At 64.0% G+C, this 26,080-nt stretch carries 21 protein-coding genes; 13 read left to right on the plus strand and 8 right to left on the minus strand.

Annotation, left to right across the window (positions count from 1 at the left end):
- Positions 1-219 precede the first annotated feature (219 nt).
- The gene (locus EJ075_RS07000) at positions 220-693 is read left to right on the plus strand and encodes a VOC family protein (protein WP_126103849.1); all 474 of its coding nucleotides are present in this window, start codon (positions 220-222) and stop codon (positions 691-693) included.
- Positions 694-856: 163 nt separating this feature from the next.
- Here EJ075_RS07000 and EJ075_RS07005 read toward each other — a convergent pair whose 3' ends face one another.
- Complete coding sequence (locus tag EJ075_RS07005; RefSeq protein ID WP_164547048.1) at positions 857-2,449, minus strand: peptide chain release factor 3; 1,593 nt, start codon at positions 2,447-2,449, stop codon at positions 857-859.
- 143 nt (positions 2,450-2,592) lie between these two features.
- Between EJ075_RS07005 and EJ075_RS07010 the strand changes: the two genes are divergently transcribed.
- Positions 2,593-3,669, plus strand: a complete 1,077-nt coding sequence (locus tag EJ075_RS07010) for an FAD-binding oxidoreductase (protein ID WP_126103851.1) — start codon at positions 2,593-2,595, stop codon at positions 3,667-3,669.
- On the opposite strand, the gene EJ075_RS07015 is transcribed toward EJ075_RS07010, so the two are convergent.
- Complete coding sequence (locus EJ075_RS07015; RefSeq protein WP_126103852.1) at positions 3,663-5,036, minus strand: amidase; 1,374 nt, start codon at positions 5,034-5,036, stop codon at positions 3,663-3,665. The two genes, EJ075_RS07010 and EJ075_RS07015, sit on opposite strands and share 7 nt — an antisense overlap.
- 221 nt (positions 5,037-5,257) lie before the next feature.
- Entirely contained in the window at positions 5,258-5,473 is a 216-nt protein-coding gene (locus tag EJ075_RS07020; RefSeq protein ID WP_126103853.1) for a DUF6356 family protein, read from the minus strand.
- A gap of 116 nt (positions 5,474-5,589) precedes the next feature.
- Between EJ075_RS07020 and EJ075_RS07025 the strand changes: the two genes are divergently transcribed.
- The 6 genes from EJ075_RS07025 to EJ075_RS07050 all read left to right on the plus strand — a co-directional run bounded on the left by EJ075_RS07025 (position 5,590) and on the right by EJ075_RS07050 (position 10,085).
- On the plus strand, positions 5,590-6,060 hold the full coding sequence (locus tag EJ075_RS07025; protein WP_095483024.1) for an Lrp/AsnC family transcriptional regulator: 471 nt from the start codon (positions 5,590-5,592) through the stop codon (positions 6,058-6,060).
- Positions 6,061-6,144: 84 nt separating this feature from the next.
- A complete protein-coding gene (dut, locus tag EJ075_RS07030; RefSeq protein ID WP_126103854.1) occupies positions 6,145-6,630 on the plus strand; it encodes a dUTP diphosphatase in 486 nt (161 codons plus the stop codon).
- Positions 6,630-7,286 carry an HAD family phosphatase gene (locus EJ075_RS07035; RefSeq protein WP_164547049.1) on the plus strand — a complete coding sequence of 219 codons (657 nt, stop codon included), beginning with the start codon at positions 6,630-6,632 and terminating at the stop codon, positions 7,284-7,286. The genes dut and EJ075_RS07035 overlap by 1 nt, the downstream gene beginning before the upstream one ends.
- An 86-nt stretch (positions 7,287-7,372) precedes the next feature.
- Positions 7,373-8,221, plus strand: coding sequence for a hypothetical protein (locus EJ075_RS07040; RefSeq protein ID WP_126103855.1), 849 nt, complete (start codon positions 7,373-7,375; stop codon positions 8,219-8,221).
- A 68-nt stretch (positions 8,222-8,289) separates the two neighbouring features.
- Positions 8,290-9,093 (plus strand): oxaloacetate decarboxylase, encoded by an 804-nt coding sequence (locus EJ075_RS07045; RefSeq protein ID WP_126103856.1) that lies wholly within the window; start codon positions 8,290-8,292, stop codon positions 9,091-9,093.
- The gene (locus tag EJ075_RS07050) at positions 9,090-10,085 is read left to right on the plus strand and encodes a proline racemase family protein (RefSeq protein WP_126103857.1); all 996 of its coding nucleotides are present in this window, start codon (positions 9,090-9,092) and stop codon (positions 10,083-10,085) included. The genes EJ075_RS07045 and EJ075_RS07050 overlap by 4 nt, the downstream gene beginning before the upstream one ends.
- On the opposite strand, the gene EJ075_RS07055 is transcribed toward EJ075_RS07050, so the two are convergent.
- Positions 10,082-10,792 carry a sulfate transporter family protein gene (locus EJ075_RS07055; RefSeq protein ID WP_126103858.1) on the minus strand — a complete coding sequence of 237 codons (711 nt, stop codon included), beginning with the start codon at positions 10,790-10,792 and terminating at the stop codon, positions 10,082-10,084. The two genes, EJ075_RS07050 and EJ075_RS07055, sit on opposite strands and share 4 nt — an antisense overlap.
- Before the next feature lie 223 nt (positions 10,793-11,015).
- Between EJ075_RS07055 and EJ075_RS07060 the strand changes: the two genes are divergently transcribed.
- Together EJ075_RS07060 and EJ075_RS07065 are read left to right on the plus strand one after the other, a co-directional pair.
- Entirely contained in the window at positions 11,016-12,008 is a 993-nt protein-coding gene (locus tag EJ075_RS07060; protein ID WP_095483030.1) for an adenosine kinase, read from the plus strand.
- Positions 12,009-12,246: 238 nt separating this feature from the next.
- On the plus strand, positions 12,247-12,879 hold the full coding sequence (locus EJ075_RS07065) for a hypothetical protein (protein WP_126103859.1): 633 nt from the start codon (positions 12,247-12,249) through the stop codon (positions 12,877-12,879).
- A gap of 90 nt (positions 12,880-12,969) precedes the next feature.
- Here the strand turns inward: EJ075_RS07065 and EJ075_RS07070 are convergent, their stop codons facing one another.
- Entirely contained in the window at positions 12,970-15,249 is a 2,280-nt protein-coding gene (locus EJ075_RS07070) for an NADP-dependent malic enzyme (RefSeq protein WP_126103860.1), read from the minus strand.
- A 142-nt stretch (positions 15,250-15,391) separates the two neighbouring features.
- On the opposite strand from EJ075_RS07070, the gene mutS reads away from it, so the two are divergent.
- Positions 15,392-18,106 carry a DNA mismatch repair protein MutS gene (mutS, locus tag EJ075_RS07075; protein WP_164547050.1) on the plus strand — a complete coding sequence of 905 codons (2,715 nt, stop codon included), beginning with the start codon at positions 15,392-15,394 and terminating at the stop codon, positions 18,104-18,106.
- 227 nt (positions 18,107-18,333) lie between these two features.
- On the opposite strand, the gene EJ075_RS07085 is transcribed toward mutS, so the two are convergent.
- The 3 genes from EJ075_RS07085 to EJ075_RS07095 all read right to left on the minus strand — a co-directional run bounded on the left by EJ075_RS07085 (position 18,334) and on the right by EJ075_RS07095 (position 22,206).
- Complete coding sequence (locus tag EJ075_RS07085; RefSeq protein ID WP_126103861.1) at positions 18,334-19,179, minus strand: aldo/keto reductase; 846 nt, start codon at positions 19,177-19,179, stop codon at positions 18,334-18,336.
- 92 nt (positions 19,180-19,271) lie between these two features.
- On the minus strand, positions 19,272-19,658 hold the full coding sequence (locus tag EJ075_RS07090) for a DUF305 domain-containing protein (protein WP_126103862.1): 387 nt from the start codon (positions 19,656-19,658) through the stop codon (positions 19,272-19,274).
- Positions 19,659-19,701: 43 nt separating this feature from the next.
- On the minus strand, positions 19,702-22,206 hold the full coding sequence (locus tag EJ075_RS07095; RefSeq protein ID WP_126103863.1) for a heavy metal translocating P-type ATPase: 2,505 nt from the start codon (positions 22,204-22,206) through the stop codon (positions 19,702-19,704).
- 192 nt (positions 22,207-22,398) lie between these two features.
- Here EJ075_RS07095 and EJ075_RS07100 point away from each other — a divergent pair, with 192 nt between their 5' ends.
- Positions 22,399-23,250: a glycosyltransferase family 25 protein gene (locus EJ075_RS07100; RefSeq protein ID WP_126103864.1), complete on the plus strand. Its 852-nt coding sequence runs from the start codon at positions 22,399-22,401 to the stop codon at positions 23,248-23,250.
- 33 nt (positions 23,251-23,283) lie between these two features.
- Positions 23,284-26,079 carry a [protein-PII] uridylyltransferase gene (locus tag EJ075_RS07105; protein WP_126103865.1) on the plus strand — a complete coding sequence of 932 codons (2,796 nt, stop codon included), beginning with the start codon at positions 23,284-23,286 and terminating at the stop codon, positions 26,077-26,079.
- Position 26,080 lies beyond the last annotated feature (1 nt).

Here is a 26,080-nt window from a genome sequence, read left to right on the forward strand (position 1 = left end):
AGCGCGGCGGCGCTGAATTCGGACCGCAGGCGTTATAGACGCCGAAGCCTAGTCTGGCCACAATTTTGCAATGCGCCAGATTTTCCCAAGAAAATTTGATGACACTGTCGGATTGCGCGCCGCCCGGGCGTCCTTGGCAAACGGCAGGGCAAATAACACCAACGCCAAGCCAGGCCGTTTCACCGTGATAGCCAACTGCAACAGCCGAGGAGCAAGCAAATGCAAAAGATCACCCCCTGCCTGTGGTTCGACGACCAGGCCGAGGAGGCCATGAACCACTACATGTCCATCTTCAAGAATTCGAAGGTGCTGAGCGTGATGCGCTGGCCCGAGGGCAGCGGCGATAGTGAGGGCAAGGTTCTGGTGACCTATTTCGAGCTCGACGGCGTTCAGTTCCAGGCGCTCAACGGCGGGCCGCAATTCAAGTTCACCGAGGCAGTCTCGCTCTCCATCGACTGCAAGACGCAGGAGGAGGTCGACTATTTCTGGGACAGACTCATCGAAGGCGGTGGCGAGCCCAGCCAGTGCAGCTGGCTGAAGGACAAATTCGGCGTGTCCTGGCAGGTCGTGCCGGAGCAGTTGCCCAGGCTGCTGCTTGATCCCGACCAGGCCAAGGCCAACCGGGTGATGCAGGCGATGATGCAGATGACCAAGATCGACATCGCCAAGATCGAAGAGGCAGCCAGGGGGTGAGTGAACGCGCGACCTTGCCTTCTCCCCCTGTGGGAGAAGGTGGATCGGCGCGCAGCGCCGAGACGGATGAGGGGTGTTCCAGCGGAGTGAGGCGTCAGCGTTCCCTGGAATACCCCTCATCCGTCGCCTTCTCCCACAAGGGGAGAAGGAAAAGCGGCGCAGCTCAGGCTGCCTTGTCGCGGACCTGGTAATCCTTGACCGCGGCGAAGCGGATCGCCTTCCAGCGTTCGGCCTCGTAGTTGAGCGAAAAGGCGTGCTGGGCCAGGAACACCGGGTCGTTGTCGAGGTCGCGGGCGATGTCGCCGCGATGCGCCTCGATGAAGCGATGCACCTCGGCCTTGTCGTCAGCCGATATCCAACGGCAGACGGAAAAGCGCGACATCTCGAAATCGACGGGCAGCGTGTATTCGAAGTTCAGCCGCTCCTTCAGCACGTCGAGCTGCAGCGCACCGACGACGCCGACGATTGCCGGTGAACCGTCCTCCGGCGAGAACAGTTGCACGACGCCTTCCTCGGCCATCTGGTGTAGCGCTTCCTTGAGCTTCTTGGCCTTCATCGCGTCGCCGAGGCGGACGCGGCGCAGGATTTCCGGCGCGAAATTCGGCACACCGCGGAACAGTATCTCCTCGCCCTCGGTCAGCGTATCGCCGATGCGCAGCGTGCCGTGATTGGGGATGCCGACGACGTCGCCGGCAAAAGCCTCGTCAGCAGTGACGCGGGTGCGGGCGAAGAAGAATTGCGGCGCCGACAGGCTCATCGGTTTTCCTGTGCGCACCAGCTTGGCCTTCATGCCGCGCTCGAGCTTGCCCGAGCAGACACGGACGAAGGCGATGCGGTCGCGATGGTTAGGGTCCATGTTGGCCTGGATCTTGAAGACGAACGAGGTCATCTTGTCCTCGGTCGCCTCGACCTTACGCGTGTCGGCCTCCTGCGCGCGCGGCGGCGGCCCGTAGGCGCCAAGCGCTTCGATCAGGTCGCGCACGCCGTAATTACGCAGCGCCGAGCCGAAATAGACCGGCGTCAGATGACCCTCGCGGAAGGAGTCGACGTCGAGCGGACGGCAGGCTTCGCGCGCCAGCTCCAGCTCCTCGATGAAGGCTTCGCGCTCGTTCTCCGGCAACAGGCCGGCGACGCGGTTGGAATCGGGACCGTTGACCGGCGTGCGCTCCTTCTCGGCATCGCCCTTGCGCACGGCGTTCAGCGCCAGATGATAGGTGCCGGAAAAGGTCTTGCCGCGGCCGATCGGCCAGGTGATCGGTGCGGTGTCCAGCGCCAGCTTCTGCTCGATCTCGTCGAGTATCTCGAACGGGTCGCGGCTTTCGCGGTCCATCTTGTTGACGAATGTGATGATCGGGATGTCGCGCAGCCGGCACACCTCGAACAGTTTTAGCGTGCGCGGCTCGATGCCCTTGGCGGCGTCGATGACCATGACCGCCGCGTCGACCGCCGACAGCGTGCGATAGGTGTCGTCGGCGAAATCCTCGTGGCCGGGCGTGTCGAGCAGGTTGAAGACGTTGTCCTCATACTCGAAGGTCATCACAGAGGTGACGACTGAAATGCCGCGCTCGCGCTCGATCTTCATCCAGTCCGACCGGGTCTGGATGCGATCCTTCTTGGCCTTGACCTCGCCGGCAAGCTGGATGGCGCCGCCGAATAAAAGCAGCTTTTCGGTCAGCGTCGTCTTGCCGGCGTCCGGATGCGCGATGATCGCGAAAGTACGGCGGCGCGCCACCGCGTTCGTGATGTCTTCAGCCAATTTGTGGAATCCCATGTGGTGCGCGGGCTTTTAGCAGCGCTTTTGTAGCCTGTCGAATATTTTTGGGCGGATGGCTCTCACCCGGTCTTGAGATAGGGTTGCCGCAACGACATCAGAAGACCCGATTCGACAAAGGACCATCCATGAGCGCAGCCAAGCAAGTCATCGTTGTCGGCGCCGGCATTATCGGCGCGTCCATCGCCTGGCATCTGGCGAAGGCCGGCGCGAAGGTGACGGTCGTTGCCGACAGCGGCGTCGGCGGCGTCGCCACGCCGAATTCCTTTGCCTGGATCAATGCCAGTTGGGGCAATCCAGAGCCGTATTTCCGGCTGCGCACCCGTTCGATGGCCGAATGGACACGGCTGGCGCAGGACCTGCCCGGCATTCCGCTCGCCTGGTGCGGCGGCCTGTGCTGGGACCTGCCGGCGGCCGAGCTCGAGGCCTATGCCGCCGAGCACTCCGGCTGGGGTTACGGCATCGAGCGCGTCGATCGCACGCGAGCCGCACGCATCGAGGCCAACGTGACCGAGCTTCCCGATTTCGCCCTGTACGTCGCCGAGGAAGGCGTCGCCGAGCCGGTTGCCACCACGCAAGCGCTGCTGGCCGACGCCCAGCGGCTTGGCGCGCGGGTGCTGACTGGAACGGCCATCATCGCACTGGTGCAGGCCAATGGCAGGGTTGCCGGCGTGGATACGTCAAGCGGACGCATTGCCGCCGACGAGGTGGTGATCGCGGCGGGCGCCGGCTCTCCGGCAATTGCGGCGACGGCCGGGTTAAAACTGCCGATCGAGACGCCGCCCGGCCTGATCGTCCACTCACGCCCCTACGAAAAGCTGCTCAACGGGCTGGTGATCGGCGACCGGCTGCACATGCGCCAGACGGCGGAAGGCCGCATCATCGTCGGCTCGGATTTCGGCGGCGCCGATCCGGGCATGGATGCCGAAGCCACCGCCCGCGAGCTGTTTGCGGCGATGAAGAGCATGTTGCGCGGCGCCGACGGGCTGGAACTGGATTTCCACACGGTCGGTTACCGGCCGACGCCGATCGACGGTTTTCCGATCATCGGGCGCGCTCAAGGCGTCAGCGGGCTCTACGTCGCGGTCATGCATTCCGGTATCACTCTGGCGCCAGCCGTCGGCCTGTTCGCCGCCCGGGAAATCCTCGACGGCGCGCGCGATCCGCTGCTTGAGCCTTATGGGCTGACGCGGTTTGCTCAATAGCCGGGCGGACGGCGAAAACCGCTGCTCGGCGGCGCTATTGCCCTGGCGATGCCGAGCAGCCGCGATTCGGACCAGCGTCTGCCGACCAGCTGCAGACCAATGGGGAGGCCGTCACGATCCTGCGCGTACGGCAGCGAAAGTGCGGGATGGCCGCTGTAGTTGAACACCGCGCCATAGGCCGGCAGCATCCAGTAGCTCTGCTCCCTGTCATCGACCTTGATCGGTATTCCTGGCTCGCAATGCGGAAAGGCCGTGGTCATGGCGACCGGGCACAGCAAGGCATCGCAGCCTTCGAAAAAACGCTCCCAGGCAAGGATTGACTGATCGCGGCGGCCGAGCGCCTCGAACCAGCGCGAGACCGGTGTCGGTTCTTCTGGCGGCTCTGGCTGCGCTGCCTCCAGCATCATGCCGATCAGCGCGCCGCCTTGCGTCAGGTCGTCATGCAAGTCGAGCGTCGGGAGTCTTGCTTCCTCGACGGCCGCGCCTGCAGACTGAAGCTCCCTTGCCAGGTTCTCGACAGCGGCCCTGATTTCGCTGGCCACCGGAAAACCCGGAAAGGCCGGCGCGAAAACGATGCGCAGGGTCTTGAGGTCAAGCTCCGGCATGCCCTCGACCGGCACCGGCGCAAGATCGGTGTCGCTGCCATCCGGTCCTGCAATGATCGCCAGGATCAGCGCCAGATCGTCGACGTCGCGCGCCAGCGGGCCGATGCAGGACATCAGCCGCACGCCGCGCGGTACGCCACCGGGATCGGGAAAGGCGCCGGCTAAGGACACGCGATGCTCTGTCGGCTTAAGGCCGTAGACGCCGCAAAAGGCGGCCGGCAGGCGGATTGAATCCTGCATGTCGGTGCCGACCTCGAACGACGTCATCCCGGCGCAGAGCGCTGCGGCAGCGCCACCGCTGGAACCGCCCGCGGTGCACGAGAGGTCCCACGGATTATTGGTGCGACCGAACAGCGGATTGTTCGACTGCCAGTCGCCCAGCATCGTTGCGACATTTGTCTTGCCGACCAGCACGCCGCCGGCCGCCTTCAGCCTGGCAACGATCGGGCTGTCTTCTCTCGCCACATAGTCGGCAAAGGGCGGAAAGCCTACCGTGGTCTTCATGCCCGATGTTTGGTGCATGTCTTTCAGTGTGAACGGCACGCCGTGCAACGGCCCGAGAGCGTCGCCGCGCGCCTGCGCTTCGTCGGCCTTCTCGGCGCGTTGCCGCGCCCCTTCCCTGTCGAGCGTGACGACTGCGTTGATCGCCCTGTTATGCCTGTCGATCTGCGCCAGATGCGCGTCCAGCGCTTCCACAGCGGAAATCCTGCGGTCGCGAATGGCGGCAGCCAATTCGGTGGTGGAGGAAAAGACGAGGTCCATGACCAATGCTCCCGGCTAGCTGGCAGCACTCGTCTCACCAAATGGCAGACTGCGGCGCGGCTTCAAGCCAAGTTCAGCATTCGAGGGCCGGCATCGCTTGATCGGGATTGCGCAGAGCTTAGCCGACCAGCGCCAGCTTCACCGCGACCCGAGAGAGGGGCGAATGCTCCTGCCGAGGCAGACCGCTTCGCCTAGACAGGCCGCCGGCCCGCACTTCGCCTCTAACGTCCCCTGTTGTGCGTCCGCTCGTAAAGCTCGCGGATGATCCGGCTTGCCGTGGAATCGAACAAGAACGGCAACAAAGCGTGAATGAGCGCGGCGAATGCCGCCATGAACAACCGTGACGAGAACCACGCGGCGAAAGCCATGTGGCCGAAATAGGTTTCGCCCACCGATGCCGGATGAGAGGTGAAAAGTCTTGCGAGCCGTGCGGTCATGCTGGTCCCCTTTTCAGCGCGTGAAGTCCCGATCTTTCGCATCTTGACATGCCTCGCCGGTTCATCGGTCCCAAATCATCCTTGTGTTTGGCCAATTATTGGGACAAAAATCCCGCATGCCGCTGGAAATCGATGAAATCGACCGAAGATTGCTGGGTGAACTGCAACGTGACGGCACGCTGTCGGTCGACCAATTGTCGGAAAGGGTGTCGCTGTCGCGCAACGCCTGCTGGCGCCGGGTCAAGCGGCTGGAAGAAGACGGCGTCATCACTGGCCGGGTGGCGCTGGTCGATGCGGACAAGCTTGGCCTTGGCCTCTCGGTGTTCATCCTGGTCCGGACCTCCAATCACGATCCGGACTGGCTGCAAAAATTCCGGGCGGCAGTGACCGGTTTTCCCGAGATCACCGGCGTCTACCGCATGTCTGGCGATCTCGATTATGTGCTGCGTGCCCGCGTCGCGGACGTGAAGGCCTATGACCGGCTGTATCAGCGGCTGATCGCCAAGGTGGCGCTGTCGGACGTTTCGGCCTCCTTCGTCATGGAGGAGATCAAGGAGACGACGATCGTTCCCGTAGAACTGCGCTGAAGCGGAACTGCGCTGAAAGAAAGCCGTTGATAGCATTGCCGCCGAGTTGACCGAATCGGCGTTGATAGCGATAGGATCCGCCTCATGCGCGCAGCCATCTACACTTCCTCCGTCATCGGTCCGGCCGTCGGCTTCGTCAGGCTGCCGCATGGCGAAGGCCTGCCGCTTCCCGCCTATGAAAGCGCGGGCGCCGCCGGCATGGATCTGCGCGCCGCGGTGCCGGACGACCGGCCGCTGCTGATCCTGCCGGGAAAACGCGCGCTGGTGCCAACCGGGCTGATCCTGGAGATCCCGGAGGGCGTGGAAGGCCAAGTCCGGCCGCGCTCGGGCCTTGCCTTCAAGCATGGGCTCACTTGCCTCAACACGCCAGGCACCATCGACAGCGACTATCGCGGCGAGGTCAAGGTGATGCTGATCAACCTCGGCGACGAGGATTTTGCAGTGACGCGCGGCATGCGGATCGCCCAGATCGTCTTCGCCCCGGTGACGCAGGCGACCGTCGAGGAGCGGACATTGGCCGGCGGCACGACGCGCGGCTCCGGCGGGTTCGGATCGACCGGCACGGCCTGATGAGAATACCCAAACTCGTCATCTTCGATTGCGACGGGGTTCTGGTCGACACCGAGAACCTGGCCAATCGGCGCCTCGCCGAATGGCTAACCGCAGCCGGCTACCCGGCAAGCTTCGAACATTGCCGCAAGAATTTCTCCGGCCGCTCCATGGTCTCGGTGCAGAAGGAGGTCGAGGCGACCGGCGTCAGCCTCGGCGCCGATTTCGTCGAACGCTGGAACGCCGGCCTGCCGGACCTGTTCGCGCATGGCGTCGAAGCCGTCCCCTATGTCAGGGAGTTCATCGAAGCCGTGCACGCGGCCGGCATCGCAACGTGCGTCGCTTCATCGGCGCGGGTGTCGAAAATGCACATCACGCTCGGCCAGACAGGTCTGCTGCCGCTGTTCGAGCATGCGCTGTTCAGCTCGACCATGGTCTCGCGCGGCAAGCCGTTTCCCGACCTGTTCCTGCATGCCGCAAGCACGATGGGCTTCGCCCCTGCCGACTGCATCGTCATCGAGGACAGCGTCGCCGGGACATTAGCCGGCATTGCCGCCGGCATGCGCGTTTATTCCTACCACGGCGACCCGCATACCGATCGCGACGGCCTGACTGGGGCCGGCGGCATCCTGTTCGACGACATGCGCGAACTGGCCGGGCTGGTGCCGATCCACTGATCTGATATTCAGGCTTCTTATCCGGCTGTACGCCTCAGCCGTTCGTGCTAGCTTGCGAACGCTCGATAGTGGGAGGCGCCCAGCGCATGAGTTCCATCCTGCTTCGCTTCATCCTCGCCTGTTTGCTGCTGCCGTGCCTGTGGACGACGGCCGGCGCGCAAGCCGTCAGCTTCCCGGACCTTGGCAGCGCCGTTCCTGGCCACGAGGGCACGACCTATCTCGATCTCGCCAGGATGGTCATTCCCGACCTGGCGGGGGACAAGGAAAGCTTCTATCGGGGTTCCATGCCGGTCGAGATGCGCCATATCGAGGGTCCGGATAGCGGTGGCTCGCCGCCCGAAACGTCGGGCCTCTCCAACGCCGCCGCGCTCGACATCGAGGCCGGCGGCAAGGATCGGCTGGCCATGCTGCTCGACCTCGGCAGCTCGTGGGACAGCGCCGAGGGGTTCGCGGTGCTAGCGCTTTACGATCTTGCCGGCAAGCCGAGACTGCTCGACGCTGTCAATGTCGCCGTCGACCGGAGCACCTCTTTCCGCGATCCGGGCAAGCTGCCGGTTGGGCCCAGCGATGACGCCATCATCACCCTGAGCACGCATTTCAATTCGAGCCAGGGCTATGTGAGCACGCCGCTGATCCTGGTCCGCGACGACAGGTTCGAGCTGATCGACATGATCTACACGTTCAACGAGAACCTCTGCGCCTATAAGCGCACGCAGGAGCTGGCCTTTCGGACCTTTGCGGACGGCCAGCCCTATGCGGCCATCAAGGCGACGGTGACCGATACCACGGTGCCGAATGGCGAAAGCTGCGACGATCCGGCGCCCAAGGCTTCCTCGCGCGACATTTCCGTCACCTACCATTGGGACGGGGCCGGATACGTCAAGAATTCCGACGCACTGGACAAATTGGCAGGAGAGAACGCCAATCGCTTCTGAACCAACCGCATTCGTTTGCCCGGCGGGCAGTGGCGGGATAAAATGCGCTTCGCACTCTGGGAGCATCCATGGACAAGGGAAAAATCTTTCGCGACCTGCATAGCTCGATTTTCGTCATGCCCAACCCCTGGGATATCGGCACGACGAAACTGCTGGCCTCCTTCGGTTTCAAGGCGCTGGCGACGACCAGCGCCGGCTTTGCCTTTTCGCGCGGCCTGCCCGACGGCGCGGTGACCTTCGAGGCGATGATCCATCACTGCCGCGAGGTGACGGCGGCGACCGGCCTGCCGGTCTCGGCCGATCTCGAGAAGGGCAAGGGCGACAGCGCGACAAGTGCCGCGGAGACTGTCTTCGCGGCCGAGGCGGCGGGCCTCGCCGGCTGCTCGATCGAGGACCACACCGGCGAGCCCGACAAGCCGATCTACGATTTTTCGCATGCCGTCGAGCGCGTCGCCGCTGCAGCGGAGGCGGCACGGGCGCTGAAACACGATTTCGTCTTCACCGCGCGGGCCGAGAATTTTCTGTGGGGCAGGCCCGACATCGACGACACGATCAGGCGGCTGCAGGCCTTCGAGAAGGCCGGCGCCGACGTGCTCTATGCGCCGGGCATCGGCGACATCGAGACGGTGCAGACCGTCTGCTCGGCGCTGACCAAGCCGGTCAACGTCATGGCAAGGCCCGGCTTCACCATCGCCGATCTTGCCCTGGCAGGGGTCAAGCGCATTTCGCTCGGGCCGTGGCTGACCAATTTCGCCTTCGGCATGCTGGAAACGGCGGCGCGCGAGATCCAGCAGGACGGCACTTTCGGCTTCACCCGCGCCGCCATGCCGTTCGGTAAGCTGCAGGCGTTGTTTGCCGAATCCAACGCATGACGCTCACCGTCGTCGACATGCACACCGGCGGCGAGCCGCTGCGGATCGTCACCGGCGGTTATCCGCAGATTCCGAAAGGAACGATCCTGGAAAAGCGCGCCTATGTGCGCGATCACCTCGATCATCTCAGGAAAATCCTGATGTTCGAGCCGCGCGGCCATTACGACATGTATGGCGCGCTGCTGGTGGAACCCGACCTGCCCGGCGCCGACCTCGCCGTGCTGTTCATGCACAATGAAGGCTATTCGACCATGTGCGGCCACGCCATCGTCGCGCTCGGCCGCTACGCCGTCGACGAGGGGCTGGTGGCGCGGCAGGAGCCGGTGACGACGGTCAACATCGAAGCGCCGTGCGGGCTGGTCGTCGCCTCGGTCGAGGTGCAAGACGGCAAGGCCGGTGCGGTGTCGTTCGAAAGCGTGCCGGCGTTTCTGTTCGCCCGCGACCAGGAGATCGAATTGCCGGGCTTCGGTGCGATCGGCTTCGACATCGCCTATGGCGGCGCCTTCTATGCGCTCGCCGATTGCCGCCAGTTCGGGCTGGAGTTCGGCAAGAACCGCGTGCGCGATTTCGTCGATGCGGCGACGGCGTTGACGGAGAAACTGAAGGCCGAGTTCCCGCTGTCGCATCCCGACCATGCCGACCTTGCCTTTCTCTACGGCACCATCCTGACCGACGGACAGGACGTATTTTCCGATGTCCCGACCAAGAACATCTGCGTCTTTGCCGAGGCCGAGGTCGACCGTTCGCCAACCGGCTCGGGCGTCACCGCGCGGCTGGCGGCAATGCATGCCAAGGGCGAAATCGCCGGCCAGACGCGGCTGTTCGAGAGTATTGCAGGCTCGCGCTTTTCCGGCAGCGTGGCGAGGACCGCGAAAGCCGGGCCGCATGACGCCATCATCGCCCGCGTCGGTGGCCGCGCCTACTACTCCGGCCGGGCCGAATTCATCGTCGAGCCCGACGACGAGTTGGGGCGCGGCTTTCTGCTGCGCTAGGATTTTGAGGACCGGGCGGCTTCCCGTGCTGAGATCGCCTTGTGCAGATGCACCATCATGGCGGCGGCAAACAGCGGTGTCAGAAGGTTGAGCAGCGGCACGGCGAGGAAGGCAGCGACAACCAGCCCGGCGAGAAACACCGTGACAGCATGTTTTTTGCGCAACGCGCGGGCCTCGGCCTCCGGGCGAAAGCGCATGGCGGCGAATTCGAAAAACTCACGCCCCAGCAGATAGCCGTTGACGACGAAGAAGGCGGCGATGTTGATGCCCGGCACCAGCAGAAGCAGCAAGGCCACGATGTTGCCGAGTATGACGACGCCGAAGAAGCGGAAAGCCAGCACCATCGAGCGCAGCGCCGGCGTGGCGCGACCAGGCGGTTCATCGGGATAATCGCTGCGCTCGACCACTTCGGCGACGTCGTCCAGGAACAGGCCGGCGATGATTGCCGTCACCGGCGCGATGAGCAGCGCCAGACCCAGCGCAAGACCGATCCCGGTGACGATGACGCCTAGCCATCCGGCCCATGACGGCAGGCCGGGCAACCATGCGTCGATCCACGGCCAGGCCAGCCATTCGAACAGGCCCTCAATCGCGAACCACAGCGCCGCGAGCGCCAGCAAGGTCAGGCCGAGCGTCTTCACGAACACCGAGCGGAATTCGGGCGAGAACAGCTGGCTGGCGGCGGCGCGGGCGGCGCTAGGGATCACGGCGTTTCCAATTCCATGTTGAACAGGGCTCAAACGGGCCCATGGCAAGACATCTGCGAGATAGGCGGAGACACGACAAGTCACAAGCGCCACCACATCCGGCGTCACGCGATTTCGACCCGATTTATAAATTCACGACCTAGGCAAAGCCGCATCAAATCGCTAGACCCGCCCGCGGCCGGCGTGGCAGAAAGCCGGTGGTTCTTTCGCGGAGACATCATTGATGCCGAACTATGACGTGCTTTGTATCGGTAATGCCATCGTCGACATCATCGCCCAGTGCGACGAGGCGTTCCTGGAGACGAACGGCATCATCAAGGGCGCGATGAACCTGATCGACACAAGGCGCGCCGAACTGCTCTACAGCCGCATGGGCCCGGCCATCGAAGCCTCCGGTGGCAGCGCCGGCAACACGGCGGCGGGCGTCGCCTCCTTCGGCGGTCGCGCCGCCTTCTTCGGCAAGGTCTCGAACGACCCGCTCGGCGAAATCTATGCCCATGACATCCATGCGCAGGGCGTTGCCTTCGATACCAAGCCACTCAACGGCGAGCCGCCGACGGCGCGCTCGATGATCTTCGTCACGCCCGACGGCGAGCGCTCGATGAACACCTATCTCGGCGCCTGCATCGAGCTCGGGCCTGAGGACGTCGAGGCCGACAAGGCTTCGGGTGCGGCAGTCACCTATTTCGAGGGTTATCTGTGGGACCCGCCGCGCGCCAAGGAAGCGATCCGGCAGACGGCGAAGCTCGCGCATGCCGCCGGCCGCGAAGTGTCGATGACGCTATCGGATTCGTTCTGCGTCGACCGCTACCGCGACGAGTTTCTGGATCTGATGCGCTCGGGCACCGTCGACATCGTCTTTGCCAACAGCCACGAGATCAAGGCGCTCTACCAGACCGCCTCGTTCGACGAGGCGCTGGCTCAAATCCGCAAGGACTGCAAGATAGCCGCGGTCACCCGCTCAGAAATGGGCTCGGTCATCGTGCGCGGCGACGAGACCGTCACCGTCGACGCGACAAAAATCCGGGAACTGGTCGACACCACCGGCGCCGGCGACCTCTATGCCGCCGGCTTCCTCTACGGCTACACGCAGGGGCGCAGCCTGAAGGAGTGCGGCGATCTCGGCTCGCTGGCGGCCGGACTGGTCATCCAGCAGCTCGGGCCAAGGCCGAGGCAGAATCTGCGCCACGAGGCTGAGCAAGCAGGGTTGATTTAGGGACGCTTTCTTCCTTCTCCCCTTGTGGGAGAAGGGGAATGCGCGCGACGGCTAGACGCCGAATTCGCCGACAACGTCGCCATTGGCGCGCTGCGCGGTCGAACCGCAACAATTGAAACACTTCAGTCGAGTTTCGGCATTCATCCGAAACAACCGGGAGCGAAAAACCGCGCCATGGAGCGAACCCGTCGGGACGGCTCCGCGGTCGAGGCCGCTAACCAACTGAAGGATCAGGAAGATGTTTACTCCCGTAACAGTCGACGCTTTCAGCGGCGTCGATCCCGGCGCGTTGACACCGACGCAGCACGAAAAGCTCCACACCGGCGCGATGGCTCGCGCGCGTCAGGAAAGATCGGCCGTGCCCGCCAAAGGCATCGCGCGCCTGACATCGATGTTTAGGATCGAAGGTCGTCTCGCCGGCATCGTCCTGTTGCTGGCGACGATCATCGGAGCCATGGCCGTCACCAACGGCGCCCGCGCCGAAGATGGCAAGTTCAAGATAAAGCAAGGTATTTCACAGGCCGTGAAGCAGAACTCGGCGTCGCCGCATATGCGCCTCGCCCGCGAGCAGTCGCGCCCCAGGATAAATTCGAAAATCAACTGCGCCGTGATTGGCTGCAAAGCCAAGCCGCCGATCCTGAAGCATAGGCCCAAGCTGCATTGCAAGGTGTTCGGATGCAAACCCGGCAAGGATCATGACGGCCACCACGGCAATCACCATGGCCACAACAAGCATGGCTCCTGGTTCTGGGGCGGCGTGACGATCGTCGCTTCCGATCACGGTGGCTGCGGCTATGAATTCTGGAAATGGAAGACGACCGGCTGGCGCTACTGGCGGCATGCCTATCAGAGCTGCCGCGGCTGGAGATGAGCCGTCCCATCGCTAGGTGAAGTGTCTGGCCTTCCCCGCATGGGGGAGGCTTTTTTCGCCTGCTGTGGGCAGAGCGGGACTCCGATCTCCTCACGCCCCCGCCGTATAGGCCGCGATCGCCGCCATGTTGACGATGTCACTATCCTTGGCGTTGAGCGAGACGATCTGAACCGGCTTGTTGAGGCCGACCAGCAGCGGGCCGATGACGGTCGAGCCGCCGAGCTCCTGCAGCATCTTGGTCGAGATCGAGGCCGAGTGGAAGGCCGGCATGATCAGCACATTGGCTGGGCCGGTCAACCGGATGAACGGGTATTGCGCCATGGCGCGTGCGTTGAGCGCCACGTCGGCGGCCATCTCGCCGTCATACTCGAAATCGACGCGCCGCTTGTCGAGGATGCGCACCGCTTCCTGGACGCGCTCGGAGCGCTCGCCCTGCGGGTGGCCGAAGGTGGAATAGGCGAGCATGGCGAGCCTTGGCTCATAACCCATGCGGCGGGCAAAGCCGGCGGCTTCCTCGGCGATGTCGGCGATCTGCTCGGCATTCGGCATGTCGTGCACGGCGGTGTCGGCGACGATCACGGTTCGGCCCCGCGCCAGCACGATCGAGGCGCCAATGACGCGGTGGCCGGGCTTGGCGTCGATGACGCGGCGGATGTCGTCGAGCGCGGTCGAATAGTTGCGGGTGACGCCGGTGACGATGCCGTCGGCGTCGCCCAGCGCCACCATGCAGGCAGCGAAATGGTTGCGGTCGTTGTTGATCAGGCGCTGGCAATCGCGAAACAGGAAGCCCTTGCGCTGCATGCGCTCGTACAGATAGTCGGTGTAGACGCCGTTGCGGCGCGACAGCCGGGCATTGATGATCTCGATGCCTTGCCTGTCGAGCTCGATGCCGGCGTTCCTGGCGTTCTCCTTGATGATGTCGTCGCGGCCGAGCAGGATGGCGGTGCCGAGCCGTTGATTCACATAGGAGACGGCGGCGCGCATGACCTGCTCCTCCTCGCCCTCGGCGAAGACGATGCGCTTGGGCTGGCGGCGCACGCGGTCGTAGATGCGCTGCAGGGTCGAAGCGATCGGGTCGCGGCGGGCGGAAAGCTCCTGGGCGTAGCGGTCGAGATCGAGGATCGGCTTGCGGGCGACACCGCTATCCATCGCGGCCTTGGCGACCGCGATCGGAATGGCCGAGATCAGCCGCGGGTCGAACGGCACCGGAATGATGTAGTTGGGGCCGAATTTCGGCCGGTTGCCCTGATAGGCGGCGGCAACGTCGTCGGGCACGTCCTGGCGCGCGAGTTCGGCCAGCGCACGCGCCGCGGCGATCTTCATGTCGTCGTTGATGGTGGTGGCCCGCACATCCAGCGCGCCGCGGAAGATGTAGGGGAAGCCAAGCACGTTGTTGACCTGGTTCGGATAGTCGGAACGCCCCGTCGCCATGATGGCATCGGTGCGGATCTCGGCCACTTCCTCGGGCGTGATCTCCGGATCGGGATTGGCCATGGCGAAGATGATCGGGTTCTTGGCCATCGACTGCACCATCGTGGTGGTCAGCGCGCCCTTGGCGGAGAGGCCGAGGAACACGTCGGCGCCGTCCAGCGCCTCGGCAAGTGAGCGCGCGTCGGTCTTGACGGCATGCGCCGACTTCCACTGGTTCATGCCTTCGGTGCGGCCCTGGAAGACGACGCCCTTGGTGTCGCACAGGATGATGTTTTCAGGCGTAAAGCCCATCGCCTTCATCAGCTCGATGCAGGCGATGCCGGCCGCACCCGCCCCGTTGCAGACCATTTTCGTGGTCTGCATGTCGCGGCCGGTGACTTTGAGCGCATTGATCAGGCCGGCGGCCGAGATGATGGCGGTGCCATGCTGGTCGTCATGGAAGACCGGTATGTCCATCAATTCGCGCAGCCGTTGCTCGATGATGAAGCATTCCGGCGCCTTGATGTCCTCAAGGTTGATGCCGCCGAAGGAGGGCCCAAGGAAACGCACGCAGTTGATGAACTCGTCGGCATCCTCGGTGTCGACTTCGAGATCGATGGAATCGACATCGGCGAAGCGCTTGAACAGAACCGCCTTGCCTTCCATCACCGGCTTCGAGGCCAGCGCGCCGAGATTGCCGAGGCCGAGAATGGCGGTGCCGTTGGAGATGACGGCGACCATGTTGCCGCGCGCCGTATAGTCGAAGGCGCGGCTGGGGTCCTCGGCGATGGCGAGGACGGGAACCGCGACGCCCGGCGAATAGGCAAGGCTGAGGTCGCGCTGGGTGGCCATCGGCTTGGTGGCGACGATCTCCAGCTTGCCGGGGCGGCCCATGGCGTGGAATTCCAGCGCCTCCTGCGCGCTGACGGAAGGGCCGTTGCTTTCGGTTTTCCTGGCCATGATGCTTTCGATTTCCTCGCCCGTGCGGCACCTCGTTGAGACGGGTGCAATGCTTTCTTTTGTGGAACGTTCGGGATTAAGGCTACACTTCGCCGCTGTAAACCGCCAAGCAGATGGCTTGGGAAATTTTGGAAGCAGCTTCTTGAACGACGAAACGCCCATTCGCAGCGACAGCGCTACGCCGGCCTTTGCGCCGGCGACGCCGATGATGGAGCAGTATATCGAGATCAAGGCCGCGAACCCGGACTCGCTGCTGTTCTACCGCATGGGCGATTTCTACGAGCTGTTCTTCGACGACGCCGAAAAGGCGAGCCGGGCGCTCGGCATCGTCTTGACCAAACGCGGCAAGCACCAGGGGCTCGACATCCCGATGTGCGGCGTGCCGGTGCATGCCGCCGACGATTACCTGCAGAAGCTGATCGGACAAGGGTTCCGCGTCGCCGTCTGCGAGCAGATCGAGGATCCGGCCGAGGCGAAGAAGCGCGGCGGGAAGTCGGTGGTGCGCCGCGACGTGGTGCGGCTGGTGACGCCCGGCACCATCACCGAGGACAAATTGCTGGCGCCGTCGGAATCGAGTTTCCTGATGGCGCTTAGCCGGGTGAAGGGCGGGGCCGAACAACACTCCTTTGCATTGGCCTGGATCGATATCTCGACCGGCGCCTTCCGCGTTGCCGAGACCACCGCCGACCGGCTGCTCGCCGATGTCTTTCGCGTCGACCCACGCGAGCTGATCGTCGCCGAGCCGGTGTTTTACGATCCCGATCTGAAACCGGTGTTCGATGTGCTCGGCCGGGTCGCCAGTCCGCAGCCGCCGAGCCTGTTCGACTCGGCGTCGGCCGCCGGGCGCATCGCCCGTTTCTTCGAGGTGGCGACGCCGGACAGTTTCGGCACGTTTTCCCGCGCCGAGCTGTCGGCGATCTCAGGCGTCATCGCCTATGTCGAGAAGACGCAGAAGGCCGAGCGGCCGCCACTGTCGCGGCCCGAGCGCGAGGAGCAGGGCTCGACGCTGTTCATCGACCCGGCGACACGCGCCAATCTGGAACTGCTGCGCACCTTGTCCGGAAGCCGCGAGGGTTCGCTGTTCAAGGCGATCGACCGCACGGTGACCGGTGGTGGGGCACGGCTGCTCGCCGACCGGCTGATGGCGCCGCTGACCGATCCGGCGGCGATCGGCGCCAGGCTGGATTCGGTGTCGTTCTTCCGCTCCGAGACGCGGCTCTGCCAGGCGGTGCGGGCAAGCCTGAAGAGTGTCTCCGACATGCCCCGCGCCCTGTCCCGGCTGGCGCTCAACCGCGGCGGTCCGCGCGATCTCGGCGCGCTGCGTGCCGGGTTTGAAGCAGCCGGCACTATTGCCGAACTGTTCGGGGCGACCGCCGTTCCACAAGAGCTGGCGGCAGCACTGGCGGCGATCGAGGCGCTGCCACGCCCGCTGGCCGAGCATCTGACGCAGGCGCTCGGCGACGAGCTGCCGCTGCTCAAGCGCGACGGCGGCTTCGTCCGCGGCGGCTATCACGCCGAACTCGACGAGATGCGGGCACTGCGCGACGAATCGCGCAAGGTGATCGCCGGGCTGGAGCGCTCGCTGATCGACGAAACCGGCATCCGCTCGCTAAAGATCCGGCACAACAATGTGCTCGGCTACTACATCGAGGTCACCGCCAACCACCATGCGATCATGACCGGCAGCGACGGGGCGAAGGCGCGCTTCATCCATCGCCAGACCATGGCCAATGCCATGCGCTTCACCACGACGGAACTGGCCGAACTGGAAACGAAGATCGCCAATGCCGCCGACCGGGCACTGGCGATCGAGCTTGCCGCCTTCGAAACGCTGACGGCGGAAGCGGTCGGCCAGGCGGACACAATCCGCGCCGGGGCCGAAGCGCTTGCCGCGCTCGACGTGTCGGCAGCCCTCGCCCTGCTGTCCGAAAGCGAGGCCTGGTGCCGGCCGCTGGTGGACGCGAGCCTCGCCTTCGCGATTTCGGGCGGGCGGCATCCGGTGGTGGAACAGTCGCTGCGGCGTTCGGGCGAAGGACCGTTCGTCGCCAATGATTGCGATCTATCGCCGGAGGGTGATGCCAAAAACGGCGCGATCTGGCTGCTGACCGGCCCCAATATGGGCGGCAAATCGACCTTCCTCAGGCAGAACGCGCTGATCGCCATCCTCGCCCAGACCGGCTCCTTCGTGCCTGCGGCATCAGCTCATATCGGCGTCGTCGACCGGCTGTTTTCGCGTGTCGGTGCCTCGGACGATCTGGCGCGCGGCCGCTCGACCTTCATGGTCGAGATGGTCGAGACGGCGGCGATCCTCAACCAGGCCGGCGAACGCGCGCTGGTGATCCTGGACGAGATCGGCCGCGGCACCGCCACCTTCGACGGCCTGTCGATCGCCTGGGCGGCGGTCGAATATCTGCACGAGAAGAATCGCTGCCGGGCGATCTTCGCCACCCATTTCCACGAGATGACGGCGCTGGCTGGCAAACTCGCTCGACTGCACAACGTCACTATGCGGGTCAAGGAATGGGAGGGCGACGTGGTCTTCCTGCACGAGGTCGGCAAGGGTGCTGCCGACCGCTCCTATGGCGTGCAGGTGGCGCGGCTGGCCGGCCTGCCGGAAGCGGTGGTCGGGCGGGCGAGGGAAGTGCTGCACCAACTGGAAGCGGGCGAGGTTTCGGGCAAGGCAAACCGGCTGGTCGACGACCTGCCGCTGTTTTCGGTGGCGGTGAGGCGGGAAGCACTGAGGCCGGTGAAGGACGATGCACTCGGTGCCGCGCTCGGTGCGATCAACCCCGACGAGATGACGCCGAGGGAGGCGTTGGAGGCGCTTTACCGGTTGAAGGGAATGGCGGGGAAGTAGAGTGGGCCTCGTCCGATAGTGCTCTACGGCGCCCCCCTCTGTCCTGCCGGACATCTCCCCCACTTGGGGGGAGATTGGCAGCTTCGCAGACAGCATCTTTTCTCTAGCGTTGGAGATTGGCGAAAGCGATGGTGATAGCCAATCTCCCCACCTGTGGGGGAGATGTCCGGCAGGACAGAGGGGGCGCGAAGGAACGCGGCCTTAGTTTTATTTCCCCGCTACTATCCTCAAATCATCTCCAGCCCGCGCTTGCGGGTCGGCGGCGGGAAGGCGCGGTCGATTTCTGCGAAATCTTCCGAGGTGAGCTCGATGTCCAACGCAGCGACATTCTGGCGGACATGCTCTTGTTTGCTGGCCTTTGGAATGGCGATGACACCAGGCTGCGCCATCACCCAGGCAAGCGCGATTTGCGCCGGCGTGGCATTGTGGCGGGCCGCGATGGCTTCGAGCCTGGCGTTGCGCGCCAGCGTGCCCTGATCGACCGGCGAATAGGCCATCAGCGGAATGCCGCGCTGCCGGCTCCAGGGGGCGAGATCGAATTCGGGGCCGCGCTGGGTCAGATTGTAGAGGATCTGGTTGGTCTGGACGCTGTCGCCGGCCGGCAGCTGGATCAGTTCCTCCATCTCGTGGGTGTCGAAATTGCTGACGCCCCAGTGGCGGATCTTGCCGGCCTTTTTCAACGCCTCGAAGGCCTCGACCGTTTCCGTCAGCGGCACGCTGCCGGGCCAATGCAGCAGATAAAGATCGATGCGGTCGGTGCGCAGATGCCTGAGGCTTCTCTCGCACGCCGCCGGCACGCCGGTGCGCGAGGCGTTGGACGGCAGCACCTTGGAGACCAGGAACACCTCGTCGCGGCGCCCGGCAATGGCATCCGCCACCACCTCCTCGGCACCGCCGCTGGCATACATTTCGGCGGTGTCGATCAGCGTCATGCCGAGATCGAGCCCGAGCTTCAGCGCGTTGACCTCATCGGCATGGCGGCTGAAATCCTCGCCCATCTTCCACGTGCCTTGACCCAGCACCGGAACGGCTTCGCCCGAGGGCAATGTGGTGGTTTTTATCGTTGACGGCATGGCGCGCTCCAGTCGAGGCCCGATGGCACCACAGCCTTCGGGAGAAATCCAGATGAAAGTCCTTCCCTGGATTTCCTCCGGACTGCTTGACGCTACTTCACAGGGTGGGCGTCGAGCCAATCCTGCATCTGCTTGATCTCGGCTTCCTGCGCCGCGATCACCGCTTCGGCCAGCTTGCGCATTTCCGGATCCTTGCCATTGGCGAGCTCGATCTTGGCCATGTCGATGGCCGCCTGGTGATGCGGGATCATGCCGCGGGCGAAATCGACATCGGCATTGCCGGAATATTCGAGCGCCATCATGGCGGTATGCATCTTGTCCATCGCCGCCTTGTAGCCGTCGGTTGAGGGGCTTTGCGCGCTCATCGCCCCCATGTCGTGTTTCATCTCCTGGGCTTGCGACGGAATGCTTTCGAGGAAAACGGCAAGCAGCATTCCCGCCGCCATCAGCAGCAGCACGATCTTCTTGGCCAAGGTCATTCATGATCTCCTTTTTGAACGAATTCCTATCTGGGGATTTCGCTCAGAGTTTCAACGTCCTGAGCCGCAACGCGTTGGTGATGACCGAAACCGAGGACAGGCTCATCGCCGCCGCCGCCAGCATCGGCGACAGAAGCGTGCCGGTGAGCGGATAGAGCACGCCGGCGGCGACCGGCACGCCAAGCACGTTGTAAAGGAAGGCGAAGAACAGGTTCTGGCGGATGTTGCGGATCGTCGCCTGGGCGAGCGTGCGGGCCCGGACGATGCCGTTGAGATCGCCCTTGACCAGCGTGATCCCGGCGCTTTCGACCGCAACATCGGCGCCGGTTCCCATGGCGATGCCGACATCGGCGGCGGCCAGCGCCGGCGCGTCGTTGACACCGTCGCCGGCCATGGCGACGCCAGCGCCCCTGGCGCGCAACTCCTCGACCAGCGCGCTCTTCTGTTCCGGCAGCAGCCCGGCACGAACCTCGTCGATGCCGAGTTTGCTGGCGATGGCTTTCGCCGTGCGTTCGTTGTCACCGGTCGCCATGATGATCTTCAGGCCGCGCTCGTGCAGCGCCTTGATCGCCTCTGATGTCGTCGCCTTGATCGGGTCGGCGACGGCGACGATGCCGGCCAGTTTGTTGCCGACGGCGACGAACATCGCAGTCTTGCCCTCGGTCTGCAGCGCCTCGGCGCTGGTCGAGACGGATGCGATATCGATGCCGAGATCGGCCATCATCGCGGCGTTGCCGAGCGCGACCTTCTTTCCCGACACCGTGCCGGAAACGCCCTTGCCGGTGATCGCCTCGAAACCACCGGCGTCGGGGATCTCCACCCCGCGTTCACGGGCACCTTCGACGATTGCCTCGGCCAGCGGGTGCTCCGAGCCTTTTTCCAGGCCGGCGGCGAGTGCGAGGAGATCATCTTCCGTCACGCCTTCGGCAGCGACGACGTCGGTCAATCTCGGCTGGCCTTCGGTCAATGTGCCGGTCTTGTCGACGATCAGCGTGTCGACCGAAGCAAAGCGTTCGAGCGCCTCCGCGTCCTTGATCAGCACGCCGGCATGCGCGCCGCGCCCTGTGGCGGTCATGATCGACATCGGCGTGGCAAGACCGAGCGCGCAGGGACAGGCGATGATCAGCACTGAGACCGCCGAGACGATGGCAAAGATCAGGCTGGGTTGCGGCCCGAAGATCGCCCAGGCGATGAACGCAACGATCGCAACCACTACGACGGCCGGGACGAAATAGAAGGAGACGCGGTCGGCCAGACCCTGGATCGGCGCACGCGAACGCTGCGCCTTGGCGACGAGCTCGACGATCCGTGCCAGCGTGGTCTCAGCGCCGATCCTCTCGGCGCGCATGATCAGCGAACCGTTCTTGTTGAGCGTGCCGCCGGTGAGCGGGTCGCCTTCAGTTTTTTCGACCGGCAGAGGCTCGCCTGACAGCATCGATTCGTCGATGGAAGAGCGGCCGTCCAGCACGATGCCGTCGACCGGCACCGCATCGCCGGGGCGGATGCGCAGGCGATCGCCGACCTTTACCGTGTCGAGCGGCACGTCGTTTTCGGAACCGTCCTCGCCAATCAGCCGAGCGGTCTTCGGCGCGAGGTCGAGCAGCGCGCGGATCGCCGAGCCGGTTTTTTCACGGGCGCGCAATTCCAGCACCTGGCCGAGAAAAACCAGCGCCACGATGACGGCGGCTGCCTCGAAATAGACCGGCACCGTGCCCTCATGACCGCGGAACTGGTGCGGAAATATATCCGGAAACAGCGTGGCGACGACGCTGTAGAGATAGGCGGCACCGACACCGAGCGAGATCAGCGTCCACATGTTGGGACTGCGGTTGAGAACCGAATCCCAACCGCGATGGAAGAAAGGAAAGGCGGCCCACAAGACAACCGGGCTCGCAAGCGCCAATTCCACCCAGACCTTCGCCGAATCCTCGACGAAGGCGCTAAACGTCAGGCCGAGCATCGGCGCCATGGCGAAGATCAGCAATGGCACGGACAAGACGGCACTCACCCAGAAGCGCCTGGTGAAATCGACCAGTTCCGGGTTCGGCCCCTCATCGCCTGATGGTACACCCATCGGCTCCAGCGCCATGCCGCAGATCGGGCAGGCGCCTGGCTTGTCGCGGACGATTTCGGGATGCATCGGGCAGGTGTATTGCGTGCCTTTCGGCATCGCCTGAGGCTCTGGCTTGTCGCCAAGATACTTTGCCGGCTCCGCGTCGAATTTCACCTTGCAACCGGCCGAGCAAAAATAGAAGCCCTGACCTTCATGCCGGGAAAAGTGCTTCGCGGTGGCACGGTCGACACGCATGCCGCAGACCGGGTCGGTGGCCGTAAGGTACTTTTCCGGCTCGGCCGCAAATTTCGAACGGCAGCGCTCGCTGCAGAAATGATAGAGATGGCCGCCATGCTCGGCTATCGGCTTGCCGACGGCCGGATCGACGGTCATGCCGCAGACCGGATCGCGAATGACGGCGTCGGCGACGGACGGAGCAGCTTTCGCCGAGCAGCAGCCGCTATGCGCGTGATGGTCGTGGTCGGAATGGGTCATACGGAGAAGCCTCTCTGTCTCGATCTTGAGACTGACGTAGTGCTTCCAGTGACTGGAAGGTCAAGGGCCAATTTCAGCCTTTCGTGCCGTGGTGTATGCCGGATAGGCCTGGGTCGGAAAAATCCCGCACCCAACCGCATCCATATGCTATGGACGCCACCACTTTCGGCTAACCGCATCGATCCCGTTCAAATGAAATGCCTGGTCATCAATCTCGATCGGTCCCGCGACAGGCTCGCCCATATGACGGCCGAGTTTGCCAGTCTCGGCGTTCAGTTCGAACGGGTTGCAGCGATCGACGCGCAGGATCGGCCGGACCTCGCCCGCATGCCGCTGCGCGTCAAGCGCAAGTCGTTGCTGCGCCTGACCGACGCCGAGATCGCTTGTCTCCTCAGCCATAAAGCCTGCTGGGCGATCATCGCGGCCGGCGACGATGACTACGGTGCCGTCTTCGAGGACGACATCGTCTTTTCCGCAAAAGCCGGCGCATTGCTTGCCGACGCCGGCTGGATTCCGGCCGATGCCGATATCGTCAAGCTGGAGACGTTCTTCAAGAAAACCACGATCGCGCGCAAACACGTTTCTGCAGGCCGCGGCTTTTCCGTGTCCAGGCTTCACAGGATCCACATCGGGACAGCCGGCTACATAGTTTCAAGGCAGGCCGCGCGCGACCTCATCAATGCCACCGAGGATATCGGTATTCCGGTCGATCACGTCGTCTTCAATCCGGGCTTGGCAACATCGTCCAGCAAGACCATCTATCAGCTTGTTCCAGCGCTGTGCGTCCAGGACCAGTTCCTGGGTGACAAGGCGATCGGGCTGCCAAGCCTGCTCAAATCGGAGCGGAGCGACCAGTGGGCTGCAATCGGCATGGTCAAAAGACATAAGAAGACGGGAGCCAACAAGATCAAGGCCGAGGTCAAGCGGATCGTGCAGCAGATTTTCGACCTCTGCCGGCTGCGGCAGGAGACGATCATCCCGTTCGACTATCGTGGAGAGCGTGTCCGTCCGCCCCATACCCAGCGCCGCGAAAACGCGCTATAGACGCCGCCGAAACGGCGAGGCCGATCTGCGCACATGGCAAGAATCTCCCTAAAGCTCGATGAACTGATCGACGGTGAAGCCTTGCGCCGCGAGATGACCGCGCTGACTGCGGCCACGGCAGGCGACGGCTCCGGCAAAACTGCGCGCGCCGGTGTTCTCCAGCTTCTCAAGGGTAGGCTAGCAGCCGGCCGCACCGTTGCCGAACGCATGCTGATGGACGATGGCAGCGGCACCGCCTGCGCCGCCCGGCTGTCTCATCTCATGGACGAAATCATCCGCGCGCTCTACGATTTCGCCGCCACCCATGTCTATCGCGTCAAAAACCCGTCATCGGCCGAACGCATGGCCGTCGTCGCGGTCGGCGGCTATGGCCGCGGCACGCTGGCGCCGGGATCCGACATCGATCTCCTCTTCCTGCTGCCCTACAAGCAGACTCCATGGGGCGAGCAGATCGTCGAATACATGCTCTACATGCTGTGGGATCTGGGGCTGAAGGTCGGCCACGCCACCCGCAATATCGACGAATGCCTGCGGCAGTCGCGCACCGACATCACCATCCGCACCTCGATCCTGGAAGCGCGTTTCCTGTGGGGCGAGCAGAAGCTCTATGACGAGCTCTTGCAGCGTTTCGACCGCGAGGTGGTGCGCACGACCGGACCCGAATATGTGCAGGCCAAGCTTGCCGAACGCGACGAACGTCACGCCAAGGCCGGCGAAAGCCGCTATTTGGTCGAACCCAACGTCAAGGACGGCAAGGGCGGCCTGCGCGACCTGCAGACGTTGTTCTGGATCGGCAAATACTTCTACCGGGTGCGCACCGGCGAGGAGCTGGTCGAAAAGGGCGTCTTCACCGACAGCGAATACAGGGAATTCCAGAAGGCCGAGGATTTCCTGTGGGCGGTGCGCTGCCACATGCATTTTCTCACCGGCAAGGCCGAGGAACGGCTGCATTTCGACATCCAGCGCGAGATCGCCGAACGGCTGGGCTACACCACACATCCGGGCCTGTCGGCGGTCGAGCGCTTCATGAAGCACTACTTCCTCGTCGCCAAGGATGTCGGGGATCTCACCCGCATCTTCTGCGCTGCGCTCGAGGAAGAGCAGGCCAAGCACGTGCCTGGCTTCAACCGCATCTTCCTCACCTTCTCGCGCCGCAAGCGTAAGCTTGCCGGCACGTCCGATTTCATTATCGACAACCATCGCATCAACATCGCCGACGACCAGGTGTTCGAGCGCGACCCGGTCAATCTCTTGAGGCTGTTCTGGTTCGCCGACAAGCATGGGCTTGAATTCCACCCCGATGCGCTGAAGCTTTTGACCCGTTCGCTCGGCCTTGTCGGCAAGGCACTCAGGCGCGACGAGGAAGCCAACCGGCTGTTCCTCGACATATTGACGTCGGACCGCAATGCCGAACTCAATCTCAGGCGCATGAACGAGGCGGGGCTGCTGGGAAAGCTGATCCCGGATTTCGGCAAGATCGTCGCCATGATGCAGTTCTCGATGTACCACCATTACACTGTGGACGAGCATTTGATCCGCTGCATCGGCGTGCTGGCCGAGATCGAGCGCGGCGACGGCGAAAAAACCCATCCGCTTTCCCACAAGCTGATGCCGGGGCTGAAGAAAAGCCGCGAGGCGCTCTATGTCGCGGTGCTTTTGCACGACATTGCCAAGGGGCGGCCGGAGGACCATTCCGAGGCGGGCGCCCGGATCGCGCGGCGCATCTGCCCGTATATGGGGCTATCGGCGGCCGACACCGAAACGGTCGCCTGGCTGGTCGAGAACCATCTCGTCATGTCGATGACGGCGCAGACCCGCGATCTCAACGACCGCAAGACGATCGAGGATTTCGCCGCGATCGTGCAGTCGGTCGAACGGCTGAAGCTGTTGCTCGTCCTCACCATCTGCGACATCAGGGGCGTCGGGCCGGGCGTTTGGAACGGCTGGAAGGGGCAGTTGCTGCGCACGCTCTACTACGAGACCGAATTGCTGTTGACCGGCGGGTTTTCAGAAGTGTCGCGTGCGATGCGCACCGCGGCTGCCCGCGAAAAACTGGCAGAGGCGCTCGCCGATTGGCCGGAAAAGGCCCGCAAGCGCTATGTCGGCAAGCACTACGAGAATTATCTGCTGACGGTCGATCTCGCCGACCAGCTTCGCCACGCCGAATTCATCCGCGAGGCGGATGCGGCGGGCAAGAAGCTCGCCACCATGATCAAGACCCACCAGTTCGAGGCGGTGACCGAAATCACCGTGCTGGCGCAGGACCATCCCCGACTGCTTTCGGTCATTGCCGGCGCCTGTGTGGCGGCGGGCGGCAACATCGTCGATGCGCAGATCTTCACCACCTCCGATGGCCGCGCGCTGGACACGATCCTGATATCGAGGGAGTTCGACCGCGACGAAGACGAGCGCCGCCGCGCCGAACGCGTCGGCCGCCTGATCGAGGACGTGCTGTCGGGAAAGAGCTGGCTGCCGGAGATGATCGAAAAGCGGACCAAGCCGCGGCGCGGCGCCAAGGTGTTCCGCATCCAGCCGCGCGCCGAAATCCGCAACACGCTATCGAACCGGTTCTCGGTAATCGAGGTCGAGGGGCTGGATCGGCCGGGCCTGCTGTCCGAGATCACCGGGGCGTTGTCCGACCTGTCGCTTGACATCGCGTCGGCGCACATCACCACTTTCGGCGAAAAGGTCATCGACACCTTCTATGTCACAGACCTCACCGGCCAGAAGATCGACAGCCCGACGCGCACGACCGCCATTCACAACAGGCTGATCGCGGCCCTCGAAGGCACCGAGCGCGGCGGCAAGGCCAAGGCCGCCGCCGAGTGAA

The sequence above is a fragment of the Mesorhizobium sp. M6A.T.Cr.TU.016.01.1.1 genome (genome assembly GCF_003952585.1).
Lineage (GTDB): Bacteria > Pseudomonadota > Alphaproteobacteria > Rhizobiales > Rhizobiaceae > Mesorhizobium > Mesorhizobium mediterraneum.